The 19,187-nt window shown below is 49.8% G+C and carries 11 protein-coding genes, 3 tRNA genes, 4 rRNA genes and 1 pseudogene; 8 read left to right on the top strand and 11 right to left on the bottom strand.

Features of this window, described 5'->3' with window-relative positions; genetic code table 11:
• Window positions 1–227 precede the first annotated feature (227 nt).
• The 7 genes from E6P06_RS25085 (at window position 228) to rrf (E6P06_RS25055) (ending at window position 5,666) form a co-directional block, all read left to right on the top strand.
• A 16S ribosomal RNA gene (locus E6P06_RS25085) occupies window positions 228–1,768 on the top strand.
• 71 nt (window positions 1,769–1,839) lie between these two features.
• Window positions 1,840–1,916 (top strand) — tRNA-Ile (locus E6P06_RS25080).
• A gap of 108 nt (window positions 1,917–2,024) precedes the next feature.
• Window positions 2,025–2,100: transfer RNA gene (locus E6P06_RS25075), tRNA-Ala, on the top strand.
• Window positions 2,101–2,306: 206 nt separating this feature from the next.
• Window positions 2,307–5,211 (top strand): 23S ribosomal RNA (locus E6P06_RS25070).
• Between the two features lie 95 nt (window positions 5,212–5,306).
• Window positions 5,307–5,422 (top strand): 5S ribosomal RNA (rrf, locus tag E6P06_RS25065).
• Window positions 5,423–5,436: 14 nt separating this feature from the next.
• Window positions 5,437–5,512, top strand: a tRNA-Thr gene (locus E6P06_RS25060).
• Between the two features lie 38 nt (window positions 5,513–5,550).
• Window positions 5,551–5,666 (top strand): 5S ribosomal RNA (gene rrf, locus E6P06_RS25055).
• The 16S, 23S and 5S rRNA genes sit together here with 3 tRNA genes alongside, the layout of an rRNA operon.
• A gap of 88 nt (window positions 5,667–5,754) precedes the next feature.
• On the opposite strand, the gene E6P06_RS25050 is transcribed toward rrf (E6P06_RS25055), so the two are convergent.
• The 7 genes from E6P06_RS25050 to E6P06_RS25020 all read right to left on the bottom strand — a co-directional run bounded on the left by E6P06_RS25050 (window position 5,755) and on the right by E6P06_RS25020 (window position 15,148).
• Window positions 5,755–6,513, bottom strand: coding sequence for an amino acid ABC transporter ATP-binding protein (locus E6P06_RS25050; RefSeq protein ID WP_003844799.1), 759 nt, complete (start codon window positions 6,511–6,513; stop codon window positions 5,755–5,757).
• Window positions 6,514–6,520: 7 nt separating this feature from the next.
• Window positions 6,521–7,624, bottom strand: coding sequence for an amino acid ABC transporter permease (locus E6P06_RS25045; RefSeq protein WP_003025299.1), 1,104 nt, complete (start codon window positions 7,622–7,624; stop codon window positions 6,521–6,523).
• 9 nt (window positions 7,625–7,633) lie between these two features.
• Window positions 7,634–8,815 carry an amino acid ABC transporter permease gene (locus tag E6P06_RS25040; protein WP_032938248.1) on the bottom strand — a complete coding sequence of 394 codons (1,182 nt, stop codon included), beginning with the start codon at window positions 8,813–8,815 and terminating at the stop codon, window positions 7,634–7,636.
• A 69-nt stretch (window positions 8,816–8,884) separates the two neighbouring features.
• The gene (locus E6P06_RS25035) at window positions 8,885–9,910 is read right to left on the bottom strand and encodes an amino acid ABC transporter substrate-binding protein (RefSeq protein WP_003025295.1); all 1,026 of its coding nucleotides are present in this window, start codon (window positions 9,908–9,910) and stop codon (window positions 8,885–8,887) included.
• A 460-nt stretch (window positions 9,911–10,370) separates the two neighbouring features.
• Window positions 10,371–10,592 carry a lipoprotein gene (locus E6P06_RS25030; RefSeq protein WP_003025292.1) on the bottom strand — a complete coding sequence of 74 codons (222 nt, stop codon included), beginning with the start codon at window positions 10,590–10,592 and terminating at the stop codon, window positions 10,371–10,373.
• 270 nt (window positions 10,593–10,862) lie between these two features.
• The gene (locus E6P06_RS25025; RefSeq protein WP_139935822.1) at window positions 10,863–13,976 is read right to left on the bottom strand and encodes an efflux RND transporter permease subunit; all 3,114 of its coding nucleotides are present in this window, start codon (window positions 13,974–13,976) and stop codon (window positions 10,863–10,865) included.
• Window positions 13,977–13,987: 11 nt separating this feature from the next.
• Window positions 13,988–15,148 (bottom strand): efflux RND transporter periplasmic adaptor subunit, encoded by a 1,161-nt coding sequence (locus E6P06_RS25020; RefSeq protein WP_032938256.1) that lies wholly within the window; start codon window positions 15,146–15,148, stop codon window positions 13,988–13,990.
• A 419-nt stretch (window positions 15,149–15,567) separates the two neighbouring features.
• On the opposite strand from E6P06_RS25020, the gene envR reads away from it, so the two are divergent.
• Complete coding sequence (envR, locus tag E6P06_RS25015; RefSeq protein WP_139935821.1) at window positions 15,568–16,224, top strand: acrEF/envCD operon transcriptional regulator; 657 nt, start codon at window positions 15,568–15,570, stop codon at window positions 16,222–16,224.
• 80 nt (window positions 16,225–16,304) lie between these two features.
• Here envR and E6P06_RS25010 read toward each other — a convergent pair.
• The 4 genes and pseudogenes from E6P06_RS25010 to E6P06_RS24995 form a co-directional block, all read right to left on the bottom strand.
• Window positions 16,305–16,754: pseudogene (locus tag E6P06_RS25010) on the bottom strand (DNA methyltransferase); the annotation flags it as partial.
• 88 nt (window positions 16,755–16,842) lie between these two features.
• Entirely contained in the window at window positions 16,843–17,139 is a 297-nt protein-coding gene (fis, locus tag E6P06_RS25005; RefSeq protein WP_000462905.1) for a DNA-binding transcriptional regulator Fis, read from the bottom strand.
• Window positions 17,140–17,164: 25 nt separating this feature from the next.
• Entirely contained in the window at window positions 17,165–18,130 is a 966-nt protein-coding gene (gene dusB, locus E6P06_RS25000) for a tRNA dihydrouridine synthase DusB (RefSeq protein WP_003025224.1), read from the bottom strand.
• 298 nt (window positions 18,131–18,428) lie between these two features.
• Window positions 18,429–19,160: a carbonic anhydrase gene (locus E6P06_RS24995; RefSeq protein ID WP_231385730.1), complete on the bottom strand. Its 732-nt coding sequence runs from the start codon at window positions 19,158–19,160 to the stop codon at window positions 18,429–18,431.
• Window positions 19,161–19,187: the final 27 nt, after the last annotated feature.

The raw sequence follows: 19,187 nt of genomic DNA, 5'->3' as shown, positions 1-19,187 counted from the left end.
AAAAACCTGAAAATGAGGGTTGACTCTGAAAGAGGAAAGCGTAATATACGCCACCTCGCGACAGAGCGCTAAAGCGCGTCGCAACTGCTCTTTAACAATTTATCAGACAATCTGTGTGGGCACTCGAAGATACGGATTCTTAACGTCGCAAGACGAAAAATGAATACCAAGTCTCTGAGTGAACATACGTAATTCATTACGAAGTTTAATTCACGAGCATCAAACTTAAATTGAAGAGTTTGATCATGGCTCAGATTGAACGCTGGCGGCAGGCCTAACACATGCAAGTCGAACGGTAGCACAGAGGAGCTTGCTCCTTGGGTGACGAGTGGCGGACGGGTGAGTAATGTCTGGGAAACTGCCCGATGGAGGGGGATAACTACTGGAAACGGTAGCTAATACCGCATAACGTCGCAAGACCAAAGAGGGGGACCTTCGGGCCTCTTGCCATCGGATGTGCCCAGATGGGATTAGCTAGTAGGTGGGGTAACGGCTCACCTAGGCGACGATCCCTAGCTGGTCTGAGAGGATGACCAGCCACACTGGAACTGAGACACGGTCCAGACTCCTACGGGAGGCAGCAGTGGGGAATATTGCACAATGGGCGCAAGCCTGATGCAGCCATGCCGCGTGTATGAAGAAGGCCTTCGGGTTGTAAAGTACTTTCAGCGAGGAGGAAGGCGTTGTGGTTAATAACCGCAGCGATTGACGTTACTCGCAGAAGAAGCACCGGCTAACTCCGTGCCAGCAGCCGCGGTAATACGGAGGGTGCAAGCGTTAATCGGAATTACTGGGCGTAAAGCGCACGCAGGCGGTCTGTCAAGTCGGATGTGAAATCCCGGGCTCAACCTGGGAACTGCATCCGAAACTGGCAGGCTAGAGTCTTGTAGAGGGGGGTAGAATTCCAGGTGTAGCGGTGAAATGCGTAGAGATCTGGAGGAATACCGGTGGCGAAGGCGGCCCCCTGGACAAAGACTGACGCTCAGGTGCGAAAGCGTGGGGAGCAAACAGGATTAGATACCCTGGTAGTCCACGCCGTAAACGATGTCGACTTGGAGGTTGTGCCCTTGAGGCGTGGCTTCCGGAGCTAACGCGTTAAGTCGACCGCCTGGGGAGTACGGCCGCAAGGTTAAAACTCAAATGAATTGACGGGGGCCCGCACAAGCGGTGGAGCATGTGGTTTAATTCGATGCAACGCGAAGAACCTTACCTACTCTTGACATCCAGAGAACTTAGCAGAGATGCTTTGGTGCCTTCGGGAACTCTGAGACAGGTGCTGCATGGCTGTCGTCAGCTCGTGTTGTGAAATGTTGGGTTAAGTCCCGCAACGAGCGCAACCCTTATCCTTTGTTGCCAGCGGTTAGGCCGGGAACTCAAAGGAGACTGCCAGTGATAAACTGGAGGAAGGTGGGGATGACGTCAAGTCATCATGGCCCTTACGAGTAGGGCTACACACGTGCTACAATGGCATATACAAAGAGAAGCGACCTCGCGAGAGCAAGCGGACCTCATAAAGTATGTCGTAGTCCGGATTGGAGTCTGCAACTCGACTCCATGAAGTCGGAATCGCTAGTAATCGTGGATCAGAATGCCACGGTGAATACGTTCCCGGGCCTTGTACACACCGCCCGTCACACCATGGGAGTGGGTTGCAAAAGAAGTAGGTAGCTTAACCTTCGGGAGGGCGCTTACCACTTTGTGATTCATGACTGGGGTGAAGTCGTAACAAGGTAACCGTAGGGGAACCTGCGGTTGGATCACCTCCTTACCTTAAAGAACCGACCTTTGTAGTGCTCACACAGATTGTCTGATGAAAATTAGCAGTAAGAAAATCTCTGCAGGCTTGTAGCTCAGGTGGTTAGAGCGCACCCCTGATAAGGGTGAGGTCGGTGGTTCAAGTCCACTCAGGCCTACCAAATTCGCCTCCGTGCTGTGTTACGGCGATGCTCGCATACTTCAGTATGCTTCGCACCCCCGCGCCTTGCCCGGAAACGAATTAGGGTACAGAGATTAGCATTTACGATGGGGTTATAGCTCAGCTGGGAGAGCGCCTGCCTTGCACGCAGGAGGTCTGCGGTTCGATCCCGCATAGCTCCACCATCTTTACTGCAAAAACACAAGAAAACTTCAGAGTGTACCTGAAAAGGTTCACTGCGAAGTTTTGCTCTTTAAAAATCTGGATCAAGCTGAAAATTGAAACGACACACTGTTTCATTTCTCCGTAATAAGAAATGAAAAGCGGTGTGTTCGAGTCTCTCAAATTTTCGCAACACGATGATGTTTTACGAAACATCTTCGGGTTGTGAGGTTAAGCGACTAAGCGTACACGGTGGATGCCCTGGCAGTCAGAGGCGATGAAGGACGTGCTAATCTGCGATAAGCGTCGGTAAGGTGATATGAACCGTTATAACCGGCGATTTCCGAATGGGGAAACCCAGTGTGTTTCGACACACTATCATTACGTGAATACATAGCGTAATGAAGCGAACCGGGGAACTGAAACATCTAAGTACCCCGAGGAAAAGAAATCAACCGAGATTCCCCCAGTAGCGGCGAGCGAACGGGGAGCAGCCCAGAGTCTGAATCAGCTTGTGTGTTAGTGGAACGGTCTGGAAAGTCCGACGGTACAGGGTGATAGTCCCGTACACCAAAATGCACAGGTTGTGAACTCGAAGAGTAGGGCGGGACACGTGGTATCCTGTCTGAATATGGGGGACCATCCTCCAAGGCTAAATACTCCTGACTGACCGATAGTGAACCAGTACCGTGAGGGAAAGGCGAAAAGAACCCCGGCGAGGGGAGTGAAAAAGAACCTGAAACCGTGTACGTACAAGCAGTGGGAGCCTCTTTATGGGGTGACTGCGTACCTTTTGTATAATGGGTCAGCGACTTATATTCTGTAGCAAGGTTAACCGTATAGGGGAGCCGAAGGGAAACCGAGTCTTAACTGGGCGTTAAGTTGCAGGGTATAGACCCGAAACCCGGTGATCTAGCCATGGGCAGGTTGAAGGTTGGGTAACACTAACTGGAGGACCGAACCGACTAATGTTGAAAAATTAGCGGATGACTTGTGGCTGGGGGTGAAAGGCCAATCAAACCGGGAGATAGCTGGTTCTCCCCGAAAGCTATTTAGGTAGCGCCTCGTGAATTCATCTTCGGGGGTAGAGCACTGTTTCGGCTAGGGGGTCATCCCGACTTACCAACCCGATGCAAACTGCGAATACCGAAGAATGTTATCACGGGAGACACACGGCGGGTGCTAACGTCCGTCGTGAAGAGGGAAACAACCCAGACCGCCAGCTAAGGTCCCAAAGTCATGGTTAAGTGGGAAACGATGTGGGAAGGCACAGACAGCCAGGATGTTGGCTTAGAAGCAGCCATCATTTAAAGAAAGCGTAATAGCTCACTGGTCGAGTCGGCCTGCGCGGAAGATGTAACGGGGCTAAACCATGCACCGAAGCTGCGGCAGCGACACTATGTGTTGTTGGGTAGGGGAGCGTTCTGTAAGCCGTTGAAGGTGTACTGTGAGGTATGCTGGAGGTATCAGAAGTGCGAATGCTGACATAAGTAACGATAATGCGGGTGAAAAACCCGCACGCCGGAAGACCAAGGGTTCCTGTCCAACGTTAATCGGGGCAGGGTGAGTCGACCCCTAAGGCGAGGCCGAAAGGCGTAGTCGATGGGAAACAGGTTAATATTCCTGTACTTGGTGTTACTGCGAAGGGGGGACGGAGAAGGCTATGTTAGCCGGGCGACGGTTGTCCCGGTTTAAGCATGTAGGCGGAGGTTCCAGGTAAATCCGGTACCTTTTTAACGCTGAGGTGTGATGACGAGGCACTACGGTGCTGAAGTAACAAATGCCCTGCTTCCAGGAAAAGCCTCTAAGCATCAGGTAACACGAAATCGTACCCCAAACCGACACAGGTGGTCAGGTAGAGAATACCAAGGCGCTTGAGAGAACTCGGGTGAAGGAACTAGGCAAAATGGTGCCGTAACTTCGGGAGAAGGCACGCTGATATGTAGGTGAAGCGGTTTACCCGTGGAGCTGAAATCAGTCGAAGATACCAGCTGGCTGCAACTGTTTATTAAAAACACAGCACTGTGCAAACACGAAAGTGGACGTATACGGTGTGACGCCTGCCCGGTGCCGGAAGGTTAATTGATGGGGTTATCCGTAAGGAGAAGCTCTTGATCGAAGCCCCGGTAAACGGCGGCCGTAACTATAACGGTCCTAAGGTAGCGAAATTCCTTGTCGGGTAAGTTCCGACCTGCACGAATGGCGTAATGATGGCCAGGCTGTCTCCACCCGAGACTCAGTGAAATTGAACTCGCTGTGAAGATGCAGTGTACCCGCGGCAAGACGGAAAGACCCCGTGAACCTTTACTATAGCTTGACACTGAACACTGGTCCTTGATGTGTAGGATAGGTGGGAGGCTTTGAAATGTGGACGCCAGTCTGCATGGAGCCATCCTTGAAATACCACCCTTTAATGGCTGGTGTTCTAACGTGGACCCGTTACCCGGGTTGCGGACAGTGTCTGGTGGGTAGTTTGACTGGGGCGGTCTCCTCCTAAAGAGTAACGGAGGAGCACGAAGGTTAGCTAATCCTGGTCGGACATCAGGAGGTTAGTGCAAAGGCATAAGCTAGCTTGACTGCGAGAGTGACGGCTCGAGCAGGTGCGAAAGCAGGTCTTAGTGATCCGGTGGTTCTGAATGGAAGGGCCATCGCTCAACGGATAAAAGGTACTCCGGGGATAACAGGCTGATACCGCCCAAGAGTTCATATCGACGGCGGTGTTTGGCACCTCGATGTCGGCTCATCACATCCTGGGGCTGAAGTAGGTCCCAAGGGTATGGCTGTTCGCCATTTAAAGTGGTACGCGAGCTGGGTTTAGAACGTCGTGAGACAGTTCGGTCCCTATCTGCCGTGGGCGCTGGAGAATTGAGGGGGGCTGCTCCTAGTACGAGAGGACCGGAGTGGACGCATCACTGGTGTTCGGGTTGTCATGCCAATGGCATTGCCCGGTAGCTAAATGCGGAAGAGATAAGTGCTGAAAGCATCTAAGCACGAAACTTGCCCCGAGATGAGTTCTCCCTGAGACTATAAGTCTCCTGAAGGAACGTTAAAGACGATGACGTTGATAGGTCGGGTGTGTAAGTGTAGCGATACATTGAGCTAACCGATACTAATGAACCGTGAGGCTTAACCTTACAACGCCGAAGGTGTTTTGGCGAAAGACAGACATCATATTCAGCTTGATACAGATTACATTAACCGGCGAAAAGCGGGTTAATAACAGAATTTGCCTGGCGGCTGTAGCGCGGTGGTCCCACCTGACCCCATGCCGAACTCAGAAGTGAAACGCCGTAGCGCCGATGGTAGTGTGGGGTCTCCCCATGCGAGAGTAGGGAACTGCCAGGCATCAAATTTAGTGTGCTGATATGGCTCAGTTGGTAGAGCGCACCCTTGGTAAGGGTGAGGTCCCCAGTTCGACTCTGGGTATCAGCACCAGTTTTTCGGTTAAAGTTCGGCACTTAGAAAAGAATTTGTCTGGCGGCTGTAGCGCGGTGGTCCCACCTGACCCCATGCCGAACTCAGAAGTGAAACGCCGTAGCGCCGATGGTAGTGTGGGGTCTCCCCATGCGAGAGTAGGGAACTGCCAGACATCAAATAAAAGCGAAAGGCCATCCGAAAGGATGGCCTTTTTGCGTTTATACGCGGAAATAAGCCGGAACTGTATCCGGCATATGGCTTTAATGAATAACCTGCGATAAAAACGAACGAGTGCGTTCAGATTTGGGGTGAGCAAAAAACTCATCCGGTGGTGCCTGTTCCACAATCTCGCCAAGATCCATAAAGATCACCCGGTCAGCTACTGTGCGGGCAAAGCCCATTTCATGGGTTACACATAGCATGGTCATGCCCGATTGTGCCAGACCTATCATGGTATCCAGCACTTCTTTTACCATTTCAGGATCCAACGCTGATGTGGGTTCATCAAATAACATGATTTTGGGTTTCATACACAGCGAGCGTGCAATGGCCACGCGCTGTTGTTGTCCACCAGAGATTTGCCCGGGATATTTATGCGCATGTTCGGCAATGCGGACCCGCTCGAGGTAGTGCATTGCCAGTACTTCAGCCTCTTTTTTCGGCATCTTTTGCACCCAGATAGGCGCCAGTGTGCAGTTTTGTAGGACAGTTAAATGAGGAAAGAGATTAAAGTGCTGAAAGACCATGCCAACTTCTTGTCGGACGCGCTCAATATTGCGGATGTCTTCATTGAGTTCAATCCCATCCACCACAATGCGTCCTTGTTGATGCTCTTCCAGATGGTTAATACAGCGGATAGTTGTCGATTTACCCGAACCGGAAGGCCCGCATAATACGATGCGCTCTCCCTGTTTTACCTTCAGGTTGATGTTTTTCAGGACGTGAAACTGTCCGTACCATTTGTTGACGTTTTCCAGCGTAATCATCGCGTCGGTAGACGGCATTAATAATTGGCTCATAAATTCCTCAGTGCGGTGTACGCCCGGTGTTAAAACGTTTTTCCAGATGTTGGCTGTAACGCGACATACTGAAACAGAAGATCCAGTAAATCAGTGCAGCGAAAACATATCCTTCTGTCGACATACCCAGCCACGCAGGGTCCACAGTTGCTTGCTGCACGCTACTGAAGAGATCAAACAGACCGATGATAATGACCAGACTGGTATCCTTGAACAGGGCGATAATCGTGTTAACCAGGCCAGGGATAACCAGCTTGAGGGCTTGCGGAAGAATGACCAGCCCCTGAGTTTTCCAGTATCCTAACGCCAGTGATTCAGCGGCTTCATACTGACCTTTTGGTAGGGCTTGTAACCCTCCGCGAACCACTTCTGCGACATAGGCCGACTGGAAAAGAATAACGCCAACCAGGGCCCGGATAAGCTTGTCGATACTGGTTCCTTCGGACATAAACAGAGGAAGCATGACCGAGGACATAAACAGAACGGTAATCAACGGCACACCGCGCCAGAACTCAATGAAAATGACGGATAAAACCCGCACGACTGGCATATGGGAACGACGTCCCAGCGCCAGTAAAATGCCCCATGGAAGCGCGCCTGCAATCCCCACGGATGCGATAATTAGCGTCAGTGTTAATCCACCCCACTGCCGGGTTTCTACGCGCTCCAGCCCGAAAAAACCCCCGTACATCAGCCACCAAACCACCACTGGATAAACGACGGCCCAGACGGCGATATAGCGGCCACGATGCGGGATTGTTTTCAAGAACATGGGAACGATAGACAGCAAACCAATTATCAGGGCCAGATTTACACGCCAGCGCTGATCGTGGGGATAAAGTCCATACATGAATTGCCCGAAGCGTTCATGAATGAACACCCAGCAGGCTCCGGCTTTGGTGCAGTCTGCTCGGGTTGAACCTACCCAGTTGGCCTGAAAGAATACCCAGTTCAACAGTGGCGGAAGAAATGACCAAATCAGCCATATGCATAGTAGGGTGAGCAGGCTATTTGACCAACTGGAGAACAGGTTTTTACGCACCCAGAGTAGGCTGCGGCTTGCCGGATTACTGCGCTGGCGTGAGGGGTGAGACAGCAGGGCTTTTGTCATCATGGCTCCTTAGCGCTCAATCAGTGCAATACGGCGGTTATAAATATTCATCAGCAAAGAAATACTCAGACTAATGATCAGGTATACCGACATGGTGATGGCGATCGTTTCAATGGCTTGCCCTGTTTGATTGAGTACCGTGCCGGCAAACAGTGAAACCATGTCCGGATAGCCAATGGCGGCCGCAAGAGAAGAATTCTTGACGATATTCAGGTACTGGCTGGTCAGTGGGGGAATGATGACGCGTAGCGCCTGTGGGATGATTACCTGGCGTAGCGTCACCGGATTTGGCAGGCCCAGCGAGCGTGCGGCTTCATGTTGGCCATAAGGAACGGCCTGAATTCCCGCCCGAATAATTTCTGCAATAAATGCCGAGGTGTACACCGAAAGCGCCAGAGTCAGTGCCGCCAGTTCGGGAATAAGCACCATACCGCCACGGAAGTTAAAACCACGAAGCGCGGGAATATCCCAGTGAAGCGCAGCGCCAAACATCCACTGTGAAATCACCGGTAAAAGTACGACCAACGCCAGAGCCGTGGGCCAGGTCCGACGTAGCTGGCCGGTTTTGGTCTGATGCATTCTGTTGAAGCGAAATAATCCGATGGTGACGACGATAGCGATAACGACAGCGGTGCAAAAGGCAAAAAAACCTTCTCCCATTTGTGGGGCCGGTATATAGAGCCCCCGGTTACTCAGGAACATCAAATCCAGTGCGTTAACAGCCTGGCGTGGGCCGGGCAGGTTACGTAATACAGCGAAATACCAGAAGAAGATCTGCAGCAGCGGCGGTATATTGCGGAACGTTTCGATGTAGATCGTCGAGAGTTTTCGCAATAACCAGTTATCTGACAGGCGTGCCAGTCCGAGAAAGAAACCGAGAATTGATGCGAAAACAATACACAATGCAGAAACTAATAGTGTATTGAGCAGGCCGACCACAAAGACACGGCCATACGTATCGCCTTGCTCGTAATCAATCAGATGCTGGACAATACCAAATCCGGCACTGCGATCGAGAAAAGAAAACCCCGAGGTAATACCGCTATTGTTCAGGTTATTTATCGTGTTATGAATGAGATAGACCGCAATGCTGATAACCGCAATGACGGCGAGTATTTGAAATAACCAGGCGCGGACCGCAGGGTTAGAAAAGGATAACGATCCTTTTATGGTTGAGCGGCGATGGAACATAAGAAAACCTCAGTAACTATGACTCTGGGCTGAGCGCCGCAGTTGCGGCGCCCGTTACATCACTACGCATTAGCGCACCGGTGGCGCATATTGGATGCCACCGTTATTCCAGAGGTTGTTCTGTCCACGTTTGATCTTCAGCGGACTTTCCGATCCAACGTTACGTTCAAAGATCTCCGAATAGTTACCAACCTGCTTGATAATGTTGTAGGCCCATTTGTTATCAAGCTTCAGATCCTTGCCATAATCCCCTTCTTTACCCAACAGGTGAGCCATATCCGGAGTTGCTGGATTAGCTGCTTTTTCATCGACGTTTTTCGAGTTAACACCCATTTCTTCCGCATTCAACATGGCGAACAGCGTCCAGCGAACAATGGAGAACCACTCATCGTCCCCACGACGTACGACAGGTCCCAGCGGTTCTTTAGAAATAACTTCTGGCAGGACGATCCACTCCGCAGGATTGCTCAGCTTGATGCGTAGGGCATACAACTGAGACTGGTCGGAAGCCAGCGTATCGCAACGTCCAGATTCCAGAGCTTTGGCTGATTCATCCGAGCGGTCAAAGGTGACGGGGGTGTACTTCATATTGTTGGCTTTAAAGTAGTCGGCCACGTTCAGTTCGGTATCGGTTCCCGCCTGAATACAGACCGTTGCGCCATCCAGCTCTTTAGCGCTCTTCAGACCTGCTTTATTGTGGGTAAGAAAACCAATGCCGTCATAATACGTTACGCCAGTGAAGGACATACCCATACCGGCATCACGAGAGGAGGTCCACGTGGTATTACGAGAGAGCATGTCGACTTCACCAGACTGTAATGCAGTAAAGCGTTCCTTGGCGGTGAGCGGGGTATATTTTACTTTGCTATCATCGCCAAATACGGCGGAGGCAACGCCACGACATACATCAACATCAATACCCGAGAACTTGCCGCTTGCATCGGCATAAGAAAAGCCAGGCAAGCCGTCGCTGATCCCACATTGCACAAACCCTTTTTTCTTTACGGCATCAAGTGTTGCGCCGGCATGCGCCTGATTTGCAACAGCAAGCAGCACTCCGGCCGCAGCCAGGCTGGCGATTATCATCTTTTTCATAGAGCATCCTGTGTGGAGGAATTATTGTTATGGAAACGTTCTGAAAACGTCTTTTACCTGTCTGTGGCTTTGGCCATACTCTTTTAAGCAAAGGTAGTGCCAGTTTTTTGCGCCTGATTATTTGACGCAATATGCAGAGTGTAGACAGGAAAAAATAAATGCAGCGCCCTGAAGTGGTGCAAAATTGAAACGTAAGCCACATTTCGGCGCAAAAAATTTAAAAATCAGACAGGACGCGTGATAACGATTTCTGGCGCTAATATTAATGGCGTGAGAATAATGAAAAGAAACTGTGGTGTAACGAAAAACAGAAAAAATGCTAATTTTAAATCGTGGATGTGTGAGGGAAATCTATAATAATTTTATTATATGTCAGTCGCTATTAAGCAACATTTTGTCTTATATGTAGATTTTATGCTTAGTGCTCAAAGCGCGGTAATAACCGCGCTTTTGAGATGATTTATTTGGTCAGGGCGACAATCCCAAGTGTTAGTCCGGCAACGGCTGCAGCACCACCGGCGATGGCTCCGGCTGTTTCCCAGTTATCCTGGGTAGTGCCTTTCATACAGGTATTGGTATGAACCAGGCGCCCCTGATCGTCGTATACAGGTACGCAAGGAGAATCGTGTGCACAGCCAGCCAGGAATGCGGTAAGCAATGCAACGGATATTAATCTTTTCATGGTGTTACCTCAAAATAAGCGTTTCGCTAATTAAGCAAAGACAAACGCTAAGCCATCTGCGAACTCGGTGATTATTTTACCACTTCTTAAAAAAGGACTGACATGAGGAATAATCTCAATTCATGTGGATTGTAAAAATAATGGATAAAAAGAAAGGTCGTAGGCGAGTTTAGAGGGGTAGTTTAAATGAAATAAATGGCTATCTTACTAATAAATAAAGAGGAGCATCGTAGGTAAAAAAGGCGTCCGTAGACGCCTTTATTTTACAAATTAATCGTTGTGCCGACTAAAACGCCGTCTTACGACAACGAAGAAGACGGGGACGAAGAAGATAGCCAACAATGTTGCGGTCAGCATTCCTCCCATAACACCTGTACCGACCGCATTCTGTGCACCACTACCTGCTCCGTGACTGATAACCAGAGGCATAACCCCCAGAATAAAGGCCAGGGATGTCATCAGGATAGGACGAAGACGCATACGTGATGCCTCCAGCGTCGCTTCAATCAACCCCTTGCCTTCTTTATCCATCAGGTCTTTGGCAAACTCGACGATCAGGATGGCGTTCTTAGCCGAGAGGCCGATAGTGGTTAGTAAGCCAACCTGGAAATACACATCGTTATTCATCCCGCGCAGTGATGCTGCTAACAATGCACCTACAACACCGAGCGGTACAACCAGCATCACCGAGAAAGGAATAGACCAGCTTTCATACAATGCGGCAAGGCAAAGGAATACTACGATTAACGAGATGGCATACAGCGCAGGCGCCTGGTTACCCGACAGCCTTTCCTGATAAGACATACCCGTCCAGTCATGACCAATACCATTCGGCAGTTTTTCCGCCAGACTTTCCATCAGCGCCATTGCTTCACCAGTGCTTCGCCCTGGTGCCGCTTCGCCCAGTATTTCCATGGATGGCATACCGTTGTAACGTTCCAGTCGCGGTGAACCATAAATCCAATGTGATGCACTGAACGCAGAGAACGGAACCATTTCGCCATTGGAGCTGCGGATATACAGATTATTGATGTCCGCTGGCAGCATGCGGTATTTTGCATCCCCCTGAACGTACACTTTTTTCACACGACCGCGGTCAATAAAGTCATTGACGTAATAGCCGCCCAGTGATGCGGAGATAGTTTCGTTGATATCCGACAGCGATACCCCCAGTGCCTGTGCTTTCTCCTGATCAACATCCAGCTTAAACTGCGGAGTATCTTCCAGTCCGTTAGGACGAACGCGAACCAACAGATCGGGGTGTTTAGCCACCATTCCCAGTAGTTGGTTACGGGCTTGCGTCAACGCCGTATGCCCCAGACCGCCCTGATCGATCAGCTCAAAATCGAAGCCGGTTGCGGTACCCAGTTCAACAATAGCGGGCATATTGAAGGGGAAGACTAACCCATCGCGGATCTGGCTGAACACGCGTGTGGCGCGTGCAATGACCGCTTCAACACTATTTTCCTCGCCGCTACGTTCATTCCAGGGCTTGAGGCTAACGAATGCCAGACCTGAGTTTTGCCCCTGACCGCTGAAGCTAAAACCGTTAACCGTGAAGACGCTTTCGACGTTAGCTTTCTCATTGGTCAGGTAGTACTGAGTAACTTGATCCAGTACTTTCTGGGTGCGCTCTTGCGTAGCTCCTGCCGGAAGTTGAATCATTGTCATAAACACACCCTGATCCTCCTCTGGCAGGAAGGAGGTCGGCAGGCGCATAAACAGAACCGCCATTCCGATCACGATGATCAGATAGACGACAAGGTAACGCCCTGTTTTACGTACAATACCGCTGACGCTATTGGTATAGTGATTGACGCTGTGATCGAATTTGGCATTAAACCAGCCAAAGAAACCGCTTTTTTTCTCGTGATGCTCAGCCGATACCGGCTTCAACAATGTTGCACAAAGCGCAGGAGTCAGGATCAGCGCTACCAGTACAGAAAGCGCCATGGCGGAAACGATGGTAATGGAGAACTGCCGATAGATAGCCCCAGTTGAACCGCCAAAGAAGGCCATCGGGATAAATACCGCAGACAGCACCATGGCAATACCAACCAGTGCCCCCTGTATTTGTGACATGGACTTTTCCGTCGCCTCTTTAGGCGGCAGATTATCTTCCATCATCACGCGTTCCACGTTTTCCACCACCACTATCGCATCATCGACCAATAGACCGATGGCGAGCACCATGCCGAACATCGTCAGGGTGTTTATCGAGTAGCCAAACGCGGCAAGTACGGCGAATGTGCCCAACAATACGACGGGGACAGCGATGGTTGGAATGAGCGTTGCCCGGATGTTTTGCAGGAACAAATACATGACCAGGAACACCAGCACGATCGCTTCAAACAGCGTTTTTACCACTTCATGAATGGAGATGGTCACAAACGGCGTCGTGTCGTATGGGTAGACCACCTTCATTCCCTGCGGGAAGAATGGTTGCAGTTCAACCAGCTTGGCTTTGATAGCGTTCGCGGTATCCAGCGCGTTTGCCCCGGTTGCCAGCTTGATCCCAAGGCCGGATGCAGGCTTACCGTTAATACGCGCCACGACGTTGTAGTTTTCCCCACCCAACTCGATACGCGCGACGTCTTTCAGGTGAACAACCGAACCATCGCTGTTCACGCGTAAAGTCACTTTCCCGAACTCTTCAGGGTCTTTCAGTCGCGTTTGCGCAATGATAGAGGCGTTCAACTGCTGGTTAGGTAATGCAGGCGTCCCCCCTAACTGACCTGCGGCAATCTGATCGTTCTGTACCTTCAACTGATTGATCACATCAACCGGCGTGAGCTGATATTTGTTCAATAAGTTTGCATCCAGCCAGATGCGCATGGCGTACTGTGCACCAAACAGCTGCACGTCACCCACGCCATTCAGACGGCTGATTGAGTCTTTAACGTTCGAAGCGACGTAGTCGGAAATGTCATCCTGTGTGGTTTGGGGGTTGTCAGAAACAAAACCCGCGACCATCAAAAAGCTGCTACTCGATTTCTCGACGCTGATCCCTTGCTGCTGAACTTCTTGCGGCAGTAACGGAGTGGCGAGCTGCAGTTTATTTTGCACCTGTACTTGCGCGATATCGGGATCGGTACCGGACTGGAAAGTCAGCGTAATAGTCACACTCCCGGCCGAGTCGCTGGTGGAGGACATATACATCAGGTTATCGATACCATTCATATTCTGTTCGATAACCTGCGTGACTGTATCCTGAACCGTCTGCGCATCTGCACCAGGATAGGTGGCAGAAATGGCGACCGCAGGAGGCGCAATGGTCGGGTACTGTGCCACGGGCAGTTGTATGATTGCCAGAGCACCCGCCATCATCAGAATGATAGCCAGTACCCAGGCAAAGATAGGACGCCTGATAAAAAAGTTAGCCATGTCCGGTTACCTTATTGGGCTTTCGCGGCAGGAGTTTCGGTATCGGCGGTTGCTTTAACCTGAACGCCTGGACGTGCTTTCTGTAAGCCGCTCACGATAACTTTGTCCCCCGGTTGCAGGCCTTCGCTGATAAGCCATTTGTCGCCAATGGCTTGTGCGGCAACGACTGCGCGAGACTCAACCTGACTCTTGTCATTGACGACCATTACGGTGGCATCGCCGCGAGGCGTACGCGTTACCCCCTGCTGCGGAACGAGAATGGCATTTGGCTGAACACCTTCATCAATGCGTGCGCGCACAAACATGCCCGGCAACAGCGTATGCTGTGGGTTAGGGAACACGGCTCTGAGGGTGATTGATCCGGTGCTTTCATCAACCGTCACATCAGAAAACTGCAAAGAGCCTTTTAGCGGGTATGACTGACCATTTTCCATCACCAGTTCGACCGTACTGCTGGTGCTGTCTTTATGCAGACTCCCTTGTTCAACAGACTGTTTGAGGCGCATAAAGTCGTTACTGGACTGTGTTACGTCGACGTAAATGGGATCGAGTTGTTGAACGGTAGCAAGCTCTGTAGCCTGGCCATTCGTGACTAATGCGCCTTCGGTGACGTTAGATTTACCGATGCGTCCGCTAATCGGCGATGTCACTTTTGTGTAGGCCAGATTGATACGCGCGCCTTCGACCGCCGCTTTTGCCGCGATCACGGAGGCATCGGCCTGACGAGCATCAGCAATTGCCTGATCGTACTCTTGCTGACTGATGTACTTGGTGCCAACCAATGGCACATAGCGTTTTACCGTTAAATGCGCGATTGCAGCCGCCGCTTCACTCTTCGCCAGTTCACCTTTGGCGCTGTCATAGTCGGCCTGGTAAGTCGCGGGATCGATCTGATAAAGCGACTGTCCGGCTTCAATATCGCTTCCCTCAGTGAAATTCCGTTTAAGCACTATCCCGCTGACCTGGGGACGGACTTCTGCAATTCGGAATGCCGTTGTGCGCCCGGGTAATTCGGTCGTTACAGCTAAAGGAGCCTTTTCGACGACATGAACAGTCACCTGCGGTTCTGCGGGATGAGCTTGTGTTTCTCCCTGATCGTTACAACCGGCGAGTAATGCAGCGGAGACGATGATGAATGAGGGCAGGAGTGAAAACCTGGCATTTTTCGTCATTTCAATTCCTTAAAAAACCGAACGCTCGTTATTAACCGGGTAATGCAGGGGCGATAACGCGCACAAGAGAAAATAATAGTTGGCTATCCTACAAATTATTAGCTAGCGATGTAAGCAATACTTATTTATGGGTGCGATTCACGGCACGTAAAAGCAAAAAGAGATTAATCGGCTGTTGTTTCATTGAGGTGTTAATAGCAATAATATGATGCGTATAAACACAAATTGAAATAAGCATTTGGTTTATGAATATATTGATTGTTGGTATTTGTTTTGTTTATTCGTGTGCAAAGTCAGTAATAATATTTTTTAGGGCTCGTTTAAATAAATGCTAAGTGATACATTTGTTCCGTACCGCAAATATTAGATAAGAAAGTTAATCATTCTCTACCTTACCCTTACCTCAGACAGCTGAAACCATGGCCAGAAAAACGAAAGCTGATGCCCTCAAAACGCGGCAGCACCTGATAGAAACAGCGATTGTACAGTTTGCCGCACGTGGCGTAAGCAATACGACGCTAAACGACATTGCAGACGCCGCCAGCGTGACGCGGGGGGCGCTGTATTGGCATTTTGAAAACAAGACGCAATTGTTTAATGAACTATGGTTACAACAACCGCCATTGCGCGATCTTATTCAGGACCAGCTTATTGGCCGTTGGGGAGATAATCCTTTACAGCGACTGCGTGAAAAGTTAGTTGTGGGGTTGCAATATATTGCGCAGAATCCTCGCCAGCAGGCATTAATGCAAATTTTATATCATAAATGTGAATTCCATAACGATATGATATCGGAACAGGCTATTCGTGAAAAAATTGGTATCAATCATCTGGGTATGCGCATTGCCTTGCAAAAATGTATGGACGACGGACTTATCGCAACCAGCCTTGATTTAGACGTTATAATAATTATTCTTCATGGGAGTTTTAGTGGCATTGTTAAAAACTGGCTCATTAATCCAATGAGTTATGATCTTTATAAACAAGCGCCAGTATTAGTTGATAATGTATTAAAAATGTTAAGCCCAGATGGTAGCGTAAGGCAATTAGCGCAGAGTGTGAGTCAGGTGGGGTAGTTTTAGCCGCCAGGCCTGACGGCTGCTGAAGTGGGGGTGGTGGCGCTATTCGAGGTCGACGCAGTTGACCAGCTTTTGGCTTCAACCAGAATATCGTCACGATTAAATGTGTAGTTTTTCTGATCTTTTACCATCATCAGGATCGGTTCATACATCGAACCAAAGTAATTTTTGGCCTGTACCCCTGAGCTATCGTATGACCACACGATACGGCTCTTGATAGTAAAGAGCTGGCGGCATTTGAGGTCAATATACGGCATGTTCTCCGTACTGTTCATGATGTACATGGTGCCGTGCGGTTTGAGAATGCGATGGCACTCGTCAATGCACTCAAACAGCCACGCCAGAAAAGCCTCTTCATCCCAGGACTCCACCATCCCGTCAAAATCTTTACCGATGTTATAAGGTGGATCGGCAAAAATGAGATCGACGCTTTCAGAAGGCAGCTTTTTCAGTTCGGTCAGTGCATCACCCAGGATTATCTTTTTAGATTCATCGCCAAAATAGACAGGTTCACATCTTGCGTTCATCGCCAAAGCCTCCCGTGTGAAGTTAATAAAAAAGGCGCTTCCCCATGCCGAGTAGCGCCTTTTAAAACAAACATTTAACTGATTAGTATCAGTTCATGCCGTATTTTTTCAGTTTTTTACGCAGCGTACCACGGTTGATGCCCATCATCAGGGCAGCACGGGTCTGGTTACCGCGGGTGTATTGCATCACCATGTCCAACAGGGGCTGTTCTACTTCAGCCAGTACCAGCTCATAGAGATCGTTAACATCCTGACCATTCAATTGAGCAAAATAGTTCTTCAGTGCCTGTTTAACCGAGTCACGCAGGGGCTTTTGAGTTACCTGGTCCTGAGAGTTAACGGTAGAAACGGTCAGTACGTCAGAATTTACGCGTTGTTCGAACATAGTTCTGTCAGCTCTTTATTTCTGTTTACGCAAAATTTTCGAAGTATGCCTCCAACGCCGCCAGCTGTTCGCTGGAATCTTCAATGGCGTTGAATGTGCGCCGAAACTGGTCATCCGGAGCGTGTTCCTGGAGATACCAGGATACGTGTTTACGCGCAATTCGGTACCCTTTTGCCTGACCATAAAAGTCGTGCAGTTCCCGAACGTGCGCACAAAGCAAGCGCTTCACCTCTGCCAGAGGCAGCGGGGGCAGCAGCTCCCCAGTGTCCAGATAATGCTGGATTTCCCGAAAGATCCAGGGTCTTCCCTGAGCTGCACGTCCTATCATCAGGGCATCTGCCCCCGTATAGTCGAGTACAGCTCTGGCTTTATGCGGGTCAGTAATGTCGCCATTCGCGATAATCGGAATGGAAACTTTCTGCTTAACTGCCCGAATACTGTCGTACTCAGCATCTCCATTGAACAAACAGGCGCGGGTGCGTCCATGAATGGTCAGAGCCTGAATGCCACAATCTTCAGCCAGTTGGGCAATCTCTACGCAGTTACGGTGTTCCGGAGCCCAGCCGGTGCGAATCTTGAGTGTGACAGGAACGTCCACTGCATTGACGACCTCGGTTAGTATCGACTTCACTAAATCCGGGTACTGCAAGAGGGCTGAACCTGCGAGCTTACGATTCACTTTTTTAGCCGGACACCCCATATTGATATCAATAATCTGGGCGCCGCTTTCCACGTTAATACGTGCGGCATCGGCCATCTCAACAGGGTCGCTACCGGCAATTTGCACCGTGCGAATTCCTGGCTCATCAACGTGCACCATCCGTAAACGAGACTTGTCACTTTCCCAAACCTGAGGGTTAGAAGACATCATCTCGGATACCGTCAATCCTGCTCCCATCTCATAGCACAGCGTCCTGAATGGTCTGTCAGTGATGCCAGCCATAGGTGCTGCGATCAGGCGATTTCTGAGCTGGTATTGTCCGATGCGCATGAGTTAAGAAATGACCATACTGTGACTGCAAGGCGGCGTATATTACGCATTTTTCGCACGAGATGAAAGGCCAAACTTTGACCAATCCACTGAGGTGGATCAATGAATTGCCGTAAATGTGAACGCATGAAAATATTTAATCATATAAATCATTGTATTATAAAAATGTGTCGATTTTATATACACATATAATTTTGCGTAACTTCTCATTTTTTCTTCAGCAGCAGAAGGTACTGACAAGATATTCTGCTGAATTAATCAGCAAATCACCTCGCCATTGTGTGATCGCTACCTCATTTTAGTACAGGATCTCGGTATCCCCAGAATAGCTGTCCGTAATCTTGCGTTCATTCAACGGCTGCAGCGGGCGATTGTTTGCAGGCCCAACAATGTAGTGAAATTTATCCAACTGTTCGGCTGAAAGAGCAACAGGCGTTTTCAGGACAGCCCAGGTGACGCCTTCGGTGCAGGGAGGTGTAGTTAGCGAACCGCTATAGCGCCAGTATGTTTTATCGTCGGGTAAAAGCTGGTTGATATTGACTGGCGAAAAAATGGGCATGCTATTGTCCGTCATGGTTGGAAAGGACTCCCACAGATTTTGAATCGCCTGGTTAGGTTCGTCGATATCAAACATGACCGCTACGATGGCGATGTCTCCGTGTTGGTTTTTGTGGACTAACTGCAGCTCCAGAGGATAGGTTCTACCGTTGAGGGTATGTTCGCTCGGCGCGTGAAAATCTAATTGTTTCAGGTAATAAATCTTGTCATCAATATTAATATAGTTTGCGGTATAGCGACTCATTGTTGCCTGCAGCGTATGGTTGATGCTACGAAATCTTGTTGGGCCGTCGACGTATTGTATGCTGAGCGCAGGAAGGCCGAGTTTATTGGTGGTGGCGGTCTGGATATCAATGGGTGATTGATTTATTCCGGTCTGGCACGTTGCATACGCTTTGCTGATTTCTCCCCACTGCGCAGGGCCGTTCTCTCCGGTATATCCCCATGATGTGGCCAGCGTTGTCAGAGGCATCAAGCATGCTGTTAGTAAAGTTGTTGT

This window comes from Citrobacter sp. CF971, from assembly GCF_006385635.1.
Lineage (GTDB): Bacteria > Pseudomonadota > Gammaproteobacteria > Enterobacterales > Enterobacteriaceae > Citrobacter > Citrobacter freundii.
This window is presented reverse-complemented; position numbering and strand designations above follow the sequence as displayed.